The organism is uncultured Brachyspira sp., from assembly GCF_934747485.1.
Taxonomy (GTDB): Bacteria; Spirochaetota; Brachyspiria; order Brachyspirales; family Brachyspiraceae; genus Brachyspira.
Genome location: NZ_CAKVGN010000066.1, coordinates 1 through 15,911 on the forward strand (window position 1 = coordinate 1; position 15,911 = coordinate 15,911).

A 15,911-nucleotide genomic window follows, 5' to 3' on the forward strand; every position below is an offset into this window, starting at 1 on the left:
AAATTATGATACACCTATGCTATACTTTAAGAAATTAAGGAATTCCTAACTGCAATATGTCTGGCTCCTGTGCATTAATAAAAATTATGACTGCACCCACAAATAATTAAAAACTTATAGATGCAATCATTAAACAATATCTTAAATTCAAAATATCTTAATTTTTAATAAAACTTAACAATATAATTAATTATAAATATAATAAATATGATTAGAGGAAGAATATATGTTACATAAAACCTCGTAAATTGAGGAAATTTAATTCCCCTTCCCATATCAGCTTCTTTTATAAAATTATCCCATCCCCAACCATATTTAGAAACACAAAATATTATTATATACACTCCTCCAAGCTCAACTAAATTATATGTAACAATAAAGTCATATAAGTCTAAAAAACTAGTTCCTTTTCCCATCGGCTCTATAAAAGATAATACATTAAAACCTAATGCCGTAGTAGAACCCAAAACAAATACTACAATACCTACTATTATTGAAGATATATTTCTTTTTAAGTTAAACTCGGACATAGTAAAAGCAATTAAGTTTTCAAAAACAGTTATAACGGTGGTAAGTGCTGCCATAGATAAGAATACAAAGAAAAGCAGTCCCCAAACCCTAGATAAAGGCATAGAGTTAAAAATATTTGGAAGCGTAACAAAAGCAAGTCCAGCCCCCTCTCCGGGATTAACTCCAAAAGCAAAACTTGCAGGAAATATAACAAGCCCAGATAAAAAAGCTATCAAAGTATCTAATACTACTATTATAAGAGTTTCATTTGTTATAGTTCTCTCTTTTCCTATATAGCTTCCAAAAATAGTCATGCTTCCTATACCAATGCCCAAAGTAAAAAAGGCTTGTCCAACAGCCGCATAAACTACCTCAAAAAAGTTTTTTATCCCCCCATCAAACATCTTACCCAAATCCGGAAGTAGGTAGAATTTAACTCCCTCAATAGCATTAGGCAAAGTAACAGCTCTTATTATAAGTATAACCACTATTATAAACAGAGAAGACATCATAAACTTAGAATATTTCTCAACCCCCTTCTGAAGTCCAATAAAACATATTATAGTAGCTAATAAAACCGTTACAAATAAACCAGCAACACTGATATAAGGATTAGAAAGAGTAGCCCCAAAAAGCTCCCCAACTCCTTCAGCATTAAGATTATCTACCCTTCCAATTAACATATAAAAAGAATATATTATACTCCAACCAGCAACGGTAGTATAAAACATCATAAGTATTAAGCAGCCAATTATTTGTATATAACCAATAATATGCCATTTGCTGCCTTTCTTTTCTAATACCTTATAAGACCCCGCAATATCTCTCTGTCCGGCACGCCCTATGCTAAACTCCATTATAAGTATTGGAATGCCTACCAATAATAATGACATTATATATATTATAACAAAAGCAGCTCCGCCATATTTTCCAGTAATGTAGGGAAATCGCCATATATTGCCAAGCCCTATAGCACATCCGGCTGATACAAGCAAAAAACCTAATCTACTTGACAATCTCTCCCTTTTGGTATCCATTAAAAAACTCCTTTAATAAAATATTGAGTATTATTATACAACATCATAAAATTACTTCAAGTAGTAACAAAAAGTTTTTTTAATAAAATTAAAAATAAATAAAGCATTTTTTTAAAAATACGAGATTTATTATGTTGCTATTTTTTACAATATATGTTAGGTTAACATAATTATTATTTAGTTAACATAATTCAAAGGATTCTATATGTTAGTACAAGAGAGAAGAAATACAGAGGTAAACTTAAATAATAGAATAATGCATCCTGAAAATGCAGCTGTAAAAGTTGCAACCTCGTCGTCTTCTTTTGCGGCTATGCTCGAAGAAGATAGAGAAATTAGAAAATACTCATTAGAATTAGATGAATTAAAAAGACAGATTTATGATGCGGGTAATGCATTAGAAAAAAGTGCAAATATTAAAGATTTTTATAGATTTAGAGATTTAATAACATCATTAACAGAAAAAGTAGTAAAGCATGCTTATAAAGTAAGAATTAAATTCCAAGTAATATCAAAAATAAATGAGGAATTAGATGCTTTATACAGAGAAATTATGAGAGAACAAAAGAATCATATAGCAATAGCAAACAAGATGATGAGACTTAAAGGCTTAGTATTAAATTTAATGTCATGAGTAATATATTAGCATTCGATACTGTATCATCAAGCTTTTCTATAGCATTAAAAAAAAATAATGATACTCTCATAGAAACAAATAAAGAAAATATAAAAAATCACAATGAAGAATTACTTCCTATACTAAATAGTTTTTTAAAAGATAATAAAACATCATTAGATGAAATTAATTGTATAGTAATTGGAATTGGTCCGGGCTCATTCACAGCAATTAGAATAGCATTTTCCACAATAAAAACAATATGCTATGCAAAAAACATACCAATTATAGGGGTGTCAAGTTTAGATACATTATATCAAAATATAATATCATTTGGCGGCATAAAATTATCTATGATAGATGCAAGAAAAGGGAGCATTTATGCCAACATATACAAAGATGATACAAAAATAAAAGAAAATTTAGATTTAACTTATGATGAAGCAATAAATTTAATAAAAGAGATATCAACAAAAGATGATACTATCACATTATGCGGAGATGGTTTTTCAAAAAATGAAGATTATTTTATAGAAAAATTACAAGAATACAAATTAAACAAATTAGATAATTCTTATAATATCATAAAAGCATCAAATTCGATTTTAATATCAGAAGAACGCTACAATAAAAAAGAATTCGACAACATATTTTCATTAAACCCATTATATATAAGAAAAAGTGAAGCAGAAAATAAACTACATATTAAAAATTAACTAAATATTTTACGATAATAATAAGCAGCATAAAAAAGTAGAAAAAACAAGTTGAGAACACTTGACTTGATTAAAAATAGTAGTTATTATTATGCAATTAATAATAGAAAATTGGAGTTTAAAAGTGAAAAAGTTGCAATCTTTGTCGGTAAAAGTACCTTTATTCGTTACGGCTATTATAACAATAATGACCACTATACTGGTTGCCATAATATTAAACATAGGTGCTCAAGGAATAAGGCAAGGGGCTATATTTGGTTTAGAATCATCTACTAAGATATATTCAAGAATGGTTAATGTATGGTTAAAGCAGGCTATGTTTTTAGCTGATTCAATAGCTAAGAGTCATACTGAATTAACTGAATATTTAGCTTTAAACACTCCTGAAACTGCTGTTGCAGCTCAAAATGTATTAAAGAAACTCGCTAATAATAATGACCAATTAAAGGGATTAGCTTTATATGATGTTAATGGAAACATAGTATTAGATAGTGCTGATGGAAAAATTGTGAATTCTCCTACTATGGTAAAATTAAATACTACAGAGGCTTGGGGGAAAGTAAAAGCCGGACAAACTGCTATGTATAAAACTGTAATACCTTCTTCTATTACTGATGGGCTATATTTAGTAGTAGTATTCAGTCCTATAAAAAACTCATTAGGAAATATAATAGGAAGTGTTGCTATATTAGTAGATTGGCTTGATTTTATAGATGATGAATTAGAGTTAGTTAAGTTTGGAAATACTGGACACCCTTTTGTTATAGATACAGATAGAAATGTTATAGCAGACCCTATTCCTGAACATGTTAGAAATGAAACTCTTAAAAATGCTGATTATATTATTTATGCTTCTGAAAATGAGTCTGGTACTTATGAGTTTAAATCTCCATTCAATGGTGAAGATTCTTTCTCAGCTTTTTATAAAGAGCCTATTTCTGGTTGGACTATAGTAATGAGTATAGCATCAAAAGAATTATTTGCCCATACTTATTCTATGAGGCTTTATTCAAGAATTGGTACTGTCGTTATATTAATAATTACATGTTTCATAATATTTATGTATATAAGAGGCATTACAACTACATTAAAATTATTAGCTAAAGATTTGACAAGATTATCTGAGGGTGATTTAGACTGGTATGTACCAGAACCTGTGCTTAATAGAAAAGATGAATTTGCTATAGTAGCAGGTTCTATAGCAAGTACATTAAATACTCTTAATGAAAAAGTAAAAACTGTATATTGCAGTGCTGACATAGTAAAAGCTTCTGCTCAGGAAGTAGCTCAGCAAAACATAGAATTATCAAATAGAACAGAAAATCAGGCTTCTGGTCTTGAGGAAACTGCTTCTTCTATGGAAGAGATTGCTTCTACAATAAAAACCTCTGCTGAGCATACTGTTGAAGGAAATAACATGATGATTAATTCCCGTAATGCTATAGATGAGGCTGGAAGAATTATTGAAGAGACTACTAAAAACATTGAAGCTGTTTATGAATCAAGCTCAAAAATCAGTGCTATTACAAAAATAATTGAATCTATTGCATTCCAAACAAACATACTTGCTTTGAATGCTGCTGTTGAGGCTGCTCGTGCGGGTGAACAGGGAAGAGGATTTGCAGTTGTTGCTTCTGAGGTTAGAAACTTAGCTCAAACTACTCAGGCTTCTGTTAAAGATATTACTACTTTAGTTTCTGACTCTGAAGAGAAAATTGCTACTGCTACAGAAACGGCTAGAGAATCAACAGAGATATTCAAAAACTTAAAAGAACAAATTGAAGAGACTGCTAAGATTATGCAGGATTTAAGCTCTACTGCTATGGAACAGCAGGCTGGAGTTGATCAGGTTAATATAGCTATAGCTCAAATGGATACGGCTACTCAGCAAAATGCTGCTTTAGTAGAACAAGTTAGTGCTTCTTCTGAAACTTTATTCTCTCAATCTAAAGAATTATTAACTGCTATGGCATTCTTTAAATTAAGAAATAGAGATTGTAAAATACCTGTAAAACCAAATAATCAAGATAAAAAAGAAGATACAAAAGCTAATACCACAGTAAAAAAAGAAGAACCTAAAAAAGAGCATACTGTATATAAAAAACCTGAATTAAAAAGCCCATTAAAAAAATCATCAGAACCTACTAAAAAACCTTATGAAGAAACTAAACCTGCAAGCGTTTCTTCTGATAAAGAATTTGGTTCTACTTTTAATGCTCCTGCAAATGATGATGATGAGTTTGAATCATTCTAATAAAAAATAATTAGAAAAATAAAAGGATTAGCCCAAAATGGTTAATCCTTTTTTATGTATAAAAAATAATAAAATTAAGATTTAATTTCTGAAATTACAGATACTATATCATCTATAGTTAAACTGCCGCATTCTACATTGATTATTTTATCTTCTTCTCGAATACTTAATCTATAAGCCTTATCATAATAGTATAATAAAACCAAAACACATTCATATATTTTATTTTCTTCTAATAAAGATAAAGCCTCTCGCATTCTCTCATCGCCAAGACGTTTTTTTATTTTTATTATAGATTCTTTTAAATCATTAACACTATATTTTCCATAAGTATCTGTTATATATTTAGCTCTCTCTTCTATAGGAACATTTAAATATATGATATTCTCAGGCTTTTTCATATTATCAAAAAAACCTCTTGGTATAGCTCTTTTTCCTATTAATAAACTTTCATCTTCAACCCACAAATAAGAACCATTACTATATTTACACAACTCATAACATAAATTGTTCTCAAACTGCTCTTGACTGGGCTGCTCTCCTTCATTAATCCACCCAAAAGCAGAACCTTTATGCTTAGCAATACCCTCTAAATCTATAACATTATATTCTAATTCTTTTAATCGATTTAATATCAATGTCTTTTTGCTTCCTGTTCTTCCTGTAACTAAATTAATCTTATACTTCTTATTATTAAAAGATTCCAAAACATATCGCCTATAGCTCTTATATCCTTTATCTAATACATAAACATCATATTTATAATTAGAGCATAACCAAGCAACAGACTCACTTCTCATACCTCCCCTAAAACAATGCATTAATATAACATTATTATTAGATATCTTATCAACTTCTTTTAATATGTTAGCCATTCTGCTTCCAACATATTCAAGCCCCTTCAATATAGCAGCCTCTCTTCCATCTTCTTTGTATATAGTACCAACTACCCTTCTCTCTTCATCATTAAATAAATAAACATTTTTAGCATTAGGAATATGACCATGAGCAAACTCTGAAGGAGAACGCACATCTATAACAGGCAAGTTATCTTCTCTTTGTAGTCTTAAAAACTCTTCTATATCTATTCTTTTTACCATATATTACAACTCCAAAATAATTACATCATCTTTCCTATAGAAGCCTGCTGACAAAAGCTATTATACCTATCATCTCTAATACGCTTTTCAATAACGATTAAGCTCTCATAATAAGAAATAGAATAAGCAGTATTTGTGAAATTATTAGCCTCTAAACTGTCTCCTTCTATAGCAGAATAAGCATTCAAATAATCTATTAAGTTTTTTGTATATTCTATAAATGAGTTATGATTTTTATATCCTCCATTACAATTAGTCCAATAAGAAGTATAAACATCTTCACATAAATAAATTCCATCATCTTTTATATGACTATACATCTCTTCAAAAGTAGTTCTCTGATCTTCCATTATATGACTGCCGTCATCAATAAGTATATCTAATTTTGGTATCTCTTTTTTTACTTCCCTTAAAAAATCTCTATCATTTTGAGAGCCTATATATATTTTAATATTATCATCTTCAAAACGTTTACATTTCTCTTTCTTATCAATACCGTAAATATTGACTTTGGCTCCATTTTTAGAGAAATAATTTTTCCACATTTTTAATGATCCGCCGTACCCTACTCCTATCTCAAGCAAGTTAATATCTTTTCCTCTAAACTTTGAAAAATATCTCTCATAAACATCAAAGTAAGATAAATGCTTATAAACTGCTTCTTCACTATTCTCTATAAAATATTTGTGTAAATCTGACTTTTCTTTATTTTCATCATTAATTAAAATATCTCTCAAAACTTCTCTATTGTTATCATCATTATCTCTTATGGTAATTGTCTTTTTCTCAACTTTAAGCTTCATTGTATTATTATCCTCATATTCTCATTCATTTTTAGTATTTTATTTTTTATACAATAAATTGTCAATACATTATTTTACTAAGCTTTCAATCTCTTCTAATCCCCACCCTATTAAATTTTATGTTTTACCTAAAATTTTTGGTTTTATATTCATTAAAAACACAATAAAAAAAGCATACCCACCCAAGTTTTAATAAAACTATAAAACCTATTTACCGCACGTTTAAGCATATTAAAAAATATAATAAAAATTCTCTTTCAAATTAATCAATATATTTTAATTTGACTTACCGTGCGGTGTAAAGGTATTAAATTTAAAAAAATTAGGGCGGGTGCTATCATTTCTAAATAAGCACTAAATATAATAAAAATTAAATTATCAAAATATAACAACAAAAAATAAAGGGCGGGATTTCTAAATAAATTTTTACTGTAAAATAGTATTTTAATAAAGCCTTTTAAAAATAAGTTTAATATCTTTATCTAAAGTATTTATTACTATATCTTCTCCATTAAACTCTATAGATGAAGCAGTATTTAAATATTTTATATAATCTTCTTCTTTTTTTAAGTCTTCTTCTTCTTCAGATATTTTAGTAACTTCTATTTTTTTTATAAGTAAAATATTTCCCCTTCTAACCTCATATTCACCGAAATATGTATTAGCTCCGCCGTACCCATAAAACTCCGTATTATAAAAAGATATTGTAATTCCAGAATCTTCAAACATATTTATAAGTTTATAAGTTTTCCCTGTAAGCGTACTTGATGATAATGCTAATGAACCTTTTGTAGAAGAACAGGAAAATATAATAAATAATATTATTAATACTATAAATATAATTTTAAGACTTTTTATTTTCATATCTCTTCAAAAATTAAATAATTATTAGAAAGCAAAGTATATAAAGTTAATTTTCTATCTTCAATTTTATATGAGGTCGTCTCTTTTAAAAGCTTTAAATAATCATATTCTGCATTCATTTTATCCTTGCTTCCAGACATCAAAGTTGTTATCAAATTATATACGCTAAAAATATCTCCGTCTATGTTGTATAAAGAAGAATACCTATTAACTGCTGAAAAACCATTTATTTTATCTCCATCAAATTCTATTGTAATATTCATATCTTTATACATACTAACCAATTTAAACTTTCTTCCGTCCAATACATTTTTTTTATCTGCTATATTATTTTCTACAATTTTATTTTTGTCTATAGTAGAACATGAACATATTAATAATAACATAAAAAACAACAATTTTTTCATAAAACCCTCAATAATAAATTATTAAAAAATAATTAAATTGTTATAATTATCGGTATTAATAGAATTATTTTTATGATAGATTATTTTATAGTCCCTTATTAAAATTAACAAGGAACTATAAAGTATTTAATTTAATAATTTATTCTAAATAAGCATAATGAAACTGGTATTCCTGTAATGGAGTTAAAACATAATCTTTTAATCTTTTACTTACTAAAGTGGGATTTGATGGATTATATATTGGGATAAGCAAATTATCTTCTGCCACTAATAATCTTTCAGCCTTATGCATAGCATCCATTCTTATATCTTGATTAGCAGTAGCCCTAGCCGTTTCTATATATTTATCAAACATAATATTACTATATCCTGTAGTATTTTGGCTTCTATAGCTTAAATAGTTTTCCAAAAAAGTCATAGGGTCGCTATAATCACCAATCCATAAAGTTCTTATAAGCTGATAATCTTTGTCACTTCTCATCTGCTGATAAGCTGCCCATTCTAAAGAAGTTATCTGCAAATCAATACCCAAATTCTCTTTCCACATCTGCTGCACAGCCTCAGCTACCTGCATATAAACCAAATCTGAAGTAGTTTTATATTCTAATACAGGGAAATTCTCACCATTAGGGTATCCTGCTTCAGCCAATAATCTTTTAGCCATCTCAACATTATTAGAATAAGCCTCTTTAGATAAATCAATATATTCTCCGCCGTTTTCCCTAAAATCGCCTCTAACATCATAAGCCCCCACAGGAACCCAAGCACTAGTAGCTGATTTTGCAGTAGGTACAACATTCTCTACTATATAATTTCTGTCTATAGCCAAAGATAATGCCTTTCTTATCCTTACATCCTTTAAAGCCTCATTTGTAGCATTTATACCAAAAGCAACAGTAGAAAAATATGGAGCTATATTAACTATCCCCTCTTCTTTAAGCTTTTCTAAATCTTGTTCTATAATATTAACAGAAAAATCTAATACCCCCTCTTTTATGCCAGCAAGTGCCAAAGTAGCATCTTTCATCATCACAAAAGTAATCTTTTCAGGAACAATATTAGCACTATTCCAATAATTAGTATTTTTCACTACAACTATTTTTTCATCAGGATTTCTCTCTGTCATAATAAAAGCCCCATTACCAATATAGCTTTCAGGACTCAATGACCATTTATCGCCATACTTTTCTATAATGTCTTTTCTAACAGGAGAAAATATTGGATAAGTAAGTATATCTAAAAAATATCCAGTAGGAGCTTCTAAAGTTATTTCTAAAGTATAATCATCTATTGCTTTTACTCCAAGTTCTTCTACTGAAAGCTCACTTGAAAGCACCTTTACAGCATTTTTTATATACTCTACAAATGAAGTGTATTCTGCACCGCTTGCTGGATTAGCTGCCCTTTGTAAAGCATAAACAAAATCATTTGCCGTTACATTTAATCCATCAGACCACTTAGCATTCTCTCTCAAATGAAAAGTATATTTAAGCCCATCATCTGAAATATCCCAACTCTCACAAGCCCCGCCTTGCAAATTTCCATTCTTATCCTTAATTATCAAAGTTTCAAATACATGCCTTGGATAAACAAAATCATTTCCAGACAATGTAGGGTCTATAGTCTTTGGTTCTTCACCCGCATTAATAAATAATTCCTTTGAAGAACGATTCACATTATTTGTACATGAAATAATTAAAATAAAAACACAAAAAAACAGCAATATTCTTTTTAACATAATTCTACCCTTTTATAATGATTCAATTAATAATACTATATTTAGAAATATAATGCAATTAATTAGTTGTATTTTGTTATCAATATTAAATAAAACAACTTTTATTCTTTATTCATAATAATATTATCAGATTGATATTTTATTTTTTTGTGAATAATTATAAACATTTAAAATTACATAAAAAATGAAAAATTATATATTTTATATTGACTTATATATTTTTTATATTAAAATCATTTATATGAAACAACAAGAAATTACACCAATATTAGAAAACTATTTAGAGACTATCTACAACTTGGAAGTAGAAAAAAAGTTTAAAGAAGCTATTAGAATTACTGATATAGCAGATTTAGTGGGACGTTCAAAAGCAAGCGTTAATACAGCAATAAAAACATTATCAAAATTAGGTCATATAAAACATGAACATTATGGGGATATAGAATTAACCGATTCTGGAAGAGCTATAGGAAAAGATATAGCTGAAAGACATGCAATATTTTATTACTTCTTAACCAAAGTTTTAAATATAGATGAAAAAATAGCAGATGAAGAAGCTTGTTTAATAGAGCATGCTATGAGCAGAGATACAGTGCATAAGTTTAAAGAGTTTCTCTGCGATTATTGTAAGAAAGAAAATATTTTAAACAAACAAAATTAATAATATAGATTCTTAATATTTTGCAAAATATATTTGCTGAAAAAATTAAGTATGATAATTTGCATAGATTTTATAAAAAAGTAATATATAAGATTAAAAAATAATCGTTATCATTCTTTAACTATTTTTTATAAAGTACAATCATAAAGACATTATTATAGTATGAATAATATAAACATTTAATAAATTTATAAAAATTAAAAACAGATACAAAAATTATATTATTTCATCTTTTATCATATCTTCAAAACTTTGTCTTTTTCTTATAATATAATGTTTATCTTTATCTATCATTACCTGTGATATTAATGGACGTGAATTATAATTACTAGCCATACTAAAACCATAAGCCCCCGCATCAAGCAAAGCAACATAATCTCCCTCTTTAAGAGTTTCGCATTCTCTGTCATTAGCAAACACATCGGAGCTTTCGCATATAGGGCCTACAAAATCATAATTAGAATATTTATTTGTTTTTACTAAAGGCATTATCTCATTATAAGCCTCATACATAGCAACCCTCACATAATCATTCATACCGCCATCTAAAATAGCATATTTTCTGCTAAGCTCTTCTTTAATATATTCAACTCTCATTATTAAAGCACCAGATTCAGCAACAAAATATCTTCCGGGCTCTGTGGTAACACTAAGATTCATCTCTTTAAGAAGTTTTATACTATCTTTTGTAAACTTATCAAAATCAAAACCAGAATGTGCCCTGTTGTATCTTACTCCAAATCCTCCACCTATATCTATGTTTTTAATGCTAAAACCTAAACTATTAACCTCTGCTATCAAATCTCTCATTACAAGTATTGCCTTATAAAAAGGTTCAGCATCTACCATTTGAGAGCCTATATGCATAGATAATGAATCTATTTCTATATTGTCTAAAGATTTTAACATATTAGCATTTTCTCTAATTGTCTTTATACTGATACCAAATTTATTGCCATTAATTCCTGTTGTAATTTTTTCATGTGTATGAGCATCTATATTCGGATTAACTCTTATAGAACATTTTACTCTTCTTTTTAATTCTTTTGCTATAGAGTTTATTCTTATTGCCTCTGGAATAGATTCTATATTAAAACGCTTTATATTTAACTCTATTGATTTTCTTATCTCTTCTTCTGTTTTAGCAACACCAGAAAATACTATATTCTCTGCCTTTCCGCCTGCTTTTATATATTTTAAAGTCTCACCAATAGATACCACATCGCCGCCTATTCCCTCTTCTATCATCATCTTTAATATAGATAAATTATTCTCAGCCTTAATAGCATAAACTATAGAATGATTCTCTATATCAGAGAATACATTTTTTAAAAATCTAATCTTTTGTAAAATATCATTTTTTGAATAAATATAAAAAGGAGTCTTATAAATATCCGTAATATTTCTAATCTCAATATCTTCACACATTAAAATATTATCTTTATAGTATATCATCTAAAAACTCCTATTTATTGAATACATTATAATACTATACATAGAATAAAAGTCAATGATTTTATTATGATTATATTTTTAACTTGCAATAAAACAAAAATTATATATATTTATTAATATAGGATAAATTTATGGCATAAGATACGGAGATTTATAAAAAATGCCTATAGCCCCTTTAGATTTACAAGTGCTCTATATGCAGCAATCGCATATAGGCAGAATGGAACATGTAAGAATGGCAGCCAAAACAATAGCCATGCAATCTGAAGATAAAGATATACATAGAGATTCATATATAAAAGACTCAACTGTTGTAAAATCAGAGAATGTTTCAGAAGATAACAAGATTAAAGAAAAAAAAGATGAGCAAAGAAATAAAGGTTATATGTCATATAGAAAAAAAAATAAAAAGAAATCCGTATTTAATCAAAATTATGATGATAGCCAAGAAAATAATATAGAAATAGAAGAAGTATCATCTACTGAGCAAAGCAAAGGGCTAAAAATAGATATATTTGGATAATATAAAAAATAGGATAACTCTTAAAAATGCAAATCTTAATTAGTGTAATAGTCAATATTATAATATTAGCAGTTGTAATGCCTTTATTTTATGTATATATAGTTTCAAGGGCGAGAGAAAGATTAGAAAAAGAGGTTATAAAAAAGGCAAGAGATGAAATTGAAGCATTAGTAAAGGAATTCAATAATATAGCATTAAGCAGAATATCATTATTGGAAGATGCTATAACAAGAGCTAATAATTTAAATAAACAATTAAATGAAAAAGACCCTCAATACAGTCAATTAAAAGAAAAAAAAGAAGCTGCTTTAAATGCAAATATAAAAATGAAATATGATATATCTGCAGAAACCGAAAAAAATATATTAGATATAAAAGTTGATGATAATAAAAATAGTGAAAACATAGTTGAAGAAAACAACAATAGTAATGAAGAAAATAAAGAACAATTAAATAATAATAATAATAATAATAATAATGAAAGTAATATTTTAGATATCACAATAGAAAATGAAGATAAACAAATAATTGAAAATACCCCGCCAAAAAAAGAAGAAATAAAAACAAGCCGATATGATGAAATAAGAAAAATAAAAGAAAATAGCAAAAAAGAAGCAATAGAAAGATTAAGAAATCAATTAGACCTGACTATAAGAAATAATATAAACTTAAACAGAAATAATAATAACTCAAAAGATATTATAAATGATTCTAATAACACCAACAACACTGATGAAAAGACAAGACATGACAATATACTAAAACTGCATAAGGAAGGTCTTAGTAATAAGGAAATAGCAACTCAATTAAAATGTTCATTAACGGAAGTTGATATTGTAATAGAATTAAACAATAATTAAATGGTATTATAAATAATCAAATCTTCCAAGTATTCTTGCTAAATGAGCAATGATTATCTGACGCTGAATGGGTTTTGCAATATATGTATCTACTTTAAGATTTACAAATTCCAAAAAAGTTTCTTTATTAGTATGTGAAGTAACAACCACTATTTTGCCTTCATAGTTTAATGCCCTTATCCTTTTAAGCAAATCCAATCCATTCATTTGAGGCATCTCAAAATCAAGCATTATAATATCCGGCTTTTCGGGTATTTCTCTTAAATATTTTAAAGCTGCCATAGCATTATCTGCTTCCATAACAACATTAAAATCTTCTGAAAGTAATATTTTTTTTTCGGCTATTCTTATAATACTAGAATCGTCTACTAACATCACTTTATACTGTTTGCCGCTTTTACTATTAAAACCTAATGGAGCTGTAGCCATAATTAATTCTCCAAATAAAAAAGTATAAATTTTTACAATTATAACGCATGATATAATATTACATTATTACAGTTTTGTCAATTACATATTTGATTTTTATTCACTTTTTTGTTATCATAGCTATATATGAATATATCTATAAAATTACATAACAAACTACAAAAAGAAGAATTATCTGATATTTATAAAATTGATACAAATAAAGATGGTTTAAAAATAATATACAAAAATAATAGAGCAATACATAGTAAATATAATATTGAAAATGAATGTAAAAGAGCGTTAGAAAATATAAATAAAAACAAAAATCTAATAATAATATACGGTTACGGATTAGGATACATATTAAAATATTTATTAGAAAATATTAATAATTATTTTAATGAAGAAGCCATAAATATTTTAAAAATAGTTATTGTTGTGGAAGATGCTGCCATTTTTAAGTATTCATACTACAATATTTATTCTACAAATAAAGAAAATATTTTTTTTATAGACACTGAAGATGATATAGACTATATAAACAAAATAATAGATTATAAAAACATTAATGGCATAAATCTTGTAATGCTTCCGTCTCTCACAAAAGAAGAAAAAGAAAAAGCTAATATATTTTATACTGATATATTAAACAACATGGAAAAAGAATTGTCTAATATATTAACAAATATGTATTTTGAAAATATATGGACAAAAAACATTATATTTAATAGTGAGTATATTAATAAATCTTCTGATGTATCTATATTAAAAAATGCTTTTAAAAATTTTAAAGCCTTATTAATATGTCCTGGTCCAACTTTAGAATATTCTATAAAAAAAATAAAAAATAACAGAGAATCTTTTATTGTAATATGCGTAGATACAGCTTATAGTGTGCTTTGTAAAAACAATATAACACCGGATTTTGTAATCACTGTAGACGGAGGATTTTTTAATTCTTTAGATTTTATTTATGAAAGCGATAATTTTCCATATTTAATAATGGATATAGCATGCAATAAAATAATACCTAAAAGATTAGAAAACAAAACCAATTTAATAAGATTTAGTTCAAATGAAAATTTAGAATTGATAAAATATATTAATGAATATACAAATATATCATCATTAAACACTTCAAGCACAGTAGCAAGCACTATGATAGATTTTGCATACTATACCGGTTTTAAAGATGTACTTTTAATAGGCTTTGACAATAGCTATCCGTTTTATCAAAGACATATTAAGCATACACTGTCATACGAATATATGATAAACAAAACAAATAAAATAAAAACCTTCGAGTCTTATTATTTTAATACAATAAAAAACAACACTAATATTGATATATATCCGCCTACAGAGTTTATATTTGAAAACCAAATAGAATACTTCAAAAGTTTTAAAGATAAATACAAAAACATGAATATAAAAAGACTAACTTATGATGCTGTAAAGATAGAGTATATTGAAGAAGGGAATATTGATAATTTTGTATTTGATAGAAACATGGCATTAAAAATAACTGAAGAAAAATATAAAGAAAATGATAAAGCAAATATAAAAGAAGCTTATAATAAATTAAAAACAGTATTAGAAGAGTTTAAAATTAAAATATTGAATATTTATAATGAAGCAAAAAACACTAATGATGAAGAGAAAATAAATAATATTTACATATATTCTAACAAAACAATAAAAGATTATCAAGAGAAAGCAAGTATATTAAAAACAATACTATCTTCTACTATAATAATGTCTAATAGGGCTAATTCAAATAAAAGAAACAAACTTATATTCCTTCTAACTGAAACATTAAGCAATGTTACCTATTTTTTAAGCAGAATAGATATAGCTATAAAAAAGTTATAATATAAAAATATTGCACAGGAGCCAGACATATTGCAGTTAGGAATTCCTTAATTTCTTAAAGTATAGCATAGGTGTATCATAATT

General features: G+C 27.0%; 15 protein-coding genes. 7 read left to right on the forward strand and 8 right to left on the reverse strand.

The window, feature by feature from the left end; all coding sequences use genetic code 11:
• Positions 1 to 164 precede the first annotated feature (164 nt).
• A complete protein-coding gene (locus tag Q0H31_RS10840) occupies positions 165 to 1,547 on the reverse strand; it encodes a sodium-dependent transporter (protein ID WP_295298093.1) in 1,383 nt (460 codons plus the stop codon).
• Positions 1,548 to 1,752: 205 nt separating this feature from the next.
• Between Q0H31_RS10840 and Q0H31_RS10845 the strand changes: the two genes are divergently transcribed.
• The 3 genes from Q0H31_RS10845 to Q0H31_RS10855 all read left to right on the forward strand — a co-directional run bounded on the left by Q0H31_RS10845 (position 1,753) and on the right by Q0H31_RS10855 (position 5,133).
• On the forward strand, positions 1,753 to 2,181 hold the full coding sequence (locus Q0H31_RS10845) for a YaaR family protein (RefSeq protein WP_295298095.1): 429 nt from the start codon (positions 1,753 to 1,755) through the stop codon (positions 2,179 to 2,181).
• A complete protein-coding gene (tsaB, locus tag Q0H31_RS10850) occupies positions 2,178 to 2,879 on the forward strand; it encodes a tRNA (adenosine(37)-N6)-threonylcarbamoyltransferase complex dimerization subunit type 1 TsaB (protein ID WP_295298097.1) in 702 nt (233 codons plus the stop codon). Before Q0H31_RS10845 ends, tsaB begins: the two co-directional genes overlap by 4 nt.
• 91 nt (positions 2,880 to 2,970) lie before the next feature.
• Positions 2,971 to 5,133, forward strand: a complete 2,163-nt coding sequence (locus Q0H31_RS10855; RefSeq protein ID WP_295298098.1) for a methyl-accepting chemotaxis protein — start codon at positions 2,971 to 2,973, stop codon at positions 5,131 to 5,133.
• A 74-nt stretch (positions 5,134 to 5,207) separates the two neighbouring features.
• On the opposite strand, the gene mnmH is transcribed toward Q0H31_RS10855, so the two are convergent.
• The 5 genes from mnmH to Q0H31_RS10880 form a co-directional block, all read right to left on the reverse strand.
• Positions 5,208 to 6,233: a tRNA 2-selenouridine(34) synthase MnmH gene (gene mnmH / locus Q0H31_RS10860; protein ID WP_295298100.1), complete on the reverse strand. Its 1,026-nt coding sequence runs from the start codon at positions 6,231 to 6,233 to the stop codon at positions 5,208 to 5,210.
• Between the two features lie 20 nt (positions 6,234 to 6,253).
• On the reverse strand, positions 6,254 to 7,036 hold the full coding sequence (locus Q0H31_RS10865; RefSeq protein WP_295298101.1) for a class I SAM-dependent methyltransferase: 783 nt from the start codon (positions 7,034 to 7,036) through the stop codon (positions 6,254 to 6,256).
• Positions 7,037 to 7,480: 444 nt separating this feature from the next.
• Positions 7,481 to 7,900 (reverse strand): META domain-containing protein, encoded by a 420-nt coding sequence (locus tag Q0H31_RS10870; protein WP_295298102.1) that lies wholly within the window; start codon positions 7,898 to 7,900, stop codon positions 7,481 to 7,483.
• Positions 7,897 to 8,307 carry an META domain-containing protein gene (locus tag Q0H31_RS10875; RefSeq protein WP_295298104.1) on the reverse strand — a complete coding sequence of 137 codons (411 nt, stop codon included), beginning with the start codon at positions 8,305 to 8,307 and terminating at the stop codon, positions 7,897 to 7,899. Before Q0H31_RS10875 ends, Q0H31_RS10870 begins: the two co-directional genes overlap by 4 nt.
• Positions 8,308 to 8,446: 139 nt before the next feature.
• Entirely contained in the window at positions 8,447 to 10,045 is a 1,599-nt protein-coding gene (locus Q0H31_RS10880) for a peptide ABC transporter substrate-binding protein (RefSeq protein ID WP_295298106.1), read from the reverse strand.
• Between the two features lie 241 nt (positions 10,046 to 10,286).
• Here Q0H31_RS10880 and Q0H31_RS10885 point away from each other — a divergent pair, with 241 nt between their 5' ends.
• Positions 10,287 to 10,706: a metal-dependent transcriptional regulator gene (locus tag Q0H31_RS10885; protein ID WP_295298108.1), complete on the forward strand. Its 420-nt coding sequence runs from the start codon at positions 10,287 to 10,289 to the stop codon at positions 10,704 to 10,706.
• Positions 10,707 to 10,922: 216 nt separating this feature from the next.
• Here the strand turns inward: Q0H31_RS10885 and lysA are convergent, their stop codons facing one another.
• Positions 10,923 to 12,161, reverse strand: coding sequence for a diaminopimelate decarboxylase (lysA, locus tag Q0H31_RS10890; RefSeq protein ID WP_295298110.1), 1,239 nt, complete (start codon positions 12,159 to 12,161; stop codon positions 10,923 to 10,925).
• 160 nt (positions 12,162 to 12,321) lie between these two features.
• Between lysA and Q0H31_RS10895 the strand changes: the two genes are divergently transcribed.
• Together Q0H31_RS10895 and Q0H31_RS10900 are read left to right on the forward strand one after the other, a co-directional pair.
• Entirely contained in the window at positions 12,322 to 12,684 is a 363-nt protein-coding gene (locus Q0H31_RS10895) for a hypothetical protein (protein ID WP_295298112.1), read from the forward strand.
• A 26-nt stretch (positions 12,685 to 12,710) separates the two neighbouring features.
• The gene (locus Q0H31_RS10900; RefSeq protein WP_295298114.1) at positions 12,711 to 13,544 is read left to right on the forward strand and encodes a hypothetical protein; all 834 of its coding nucleotides are present in this window, start codon (positions 12,711 to 12,713) and stop codon (positions 13,542 to 13,544) included.
• A gap of 6 nt (positions 13,545 to 13,550) precedes the next feature.
• Here Q0H31_RS10900 and Q0H31_RS10905 read toward each other — a convergent pair whose 3' ends face one another.
• A complete protein-coding gene (locus Q0H31_RS10905) occupies positions 13,551 to 13,973 on the reverse strand; it encodes a response regulator (protein ID WP_295298116.1) in 423 nt (140 codons plus the stop codon).
• Between the two features lie 126 nt (positions 13,974 to 14,099).
• On the opposite strand from Q0H31_RS10905, the gene Q0H31_RS10910 reads away from it, so the two are divergent.
• Entirely contained in the window at positions 14,100 to 15,827 is a 1,728-nt protein-coding gene (locus tag Q0H31_RS10910) for a 6-hydroxymethylpterin diphosphokinase MptE-like protein (protein ID WP_295298118.1), read from the forward strand.
• Positions 15,828 to 15,911: the final 84 nt, after the last annotated feature.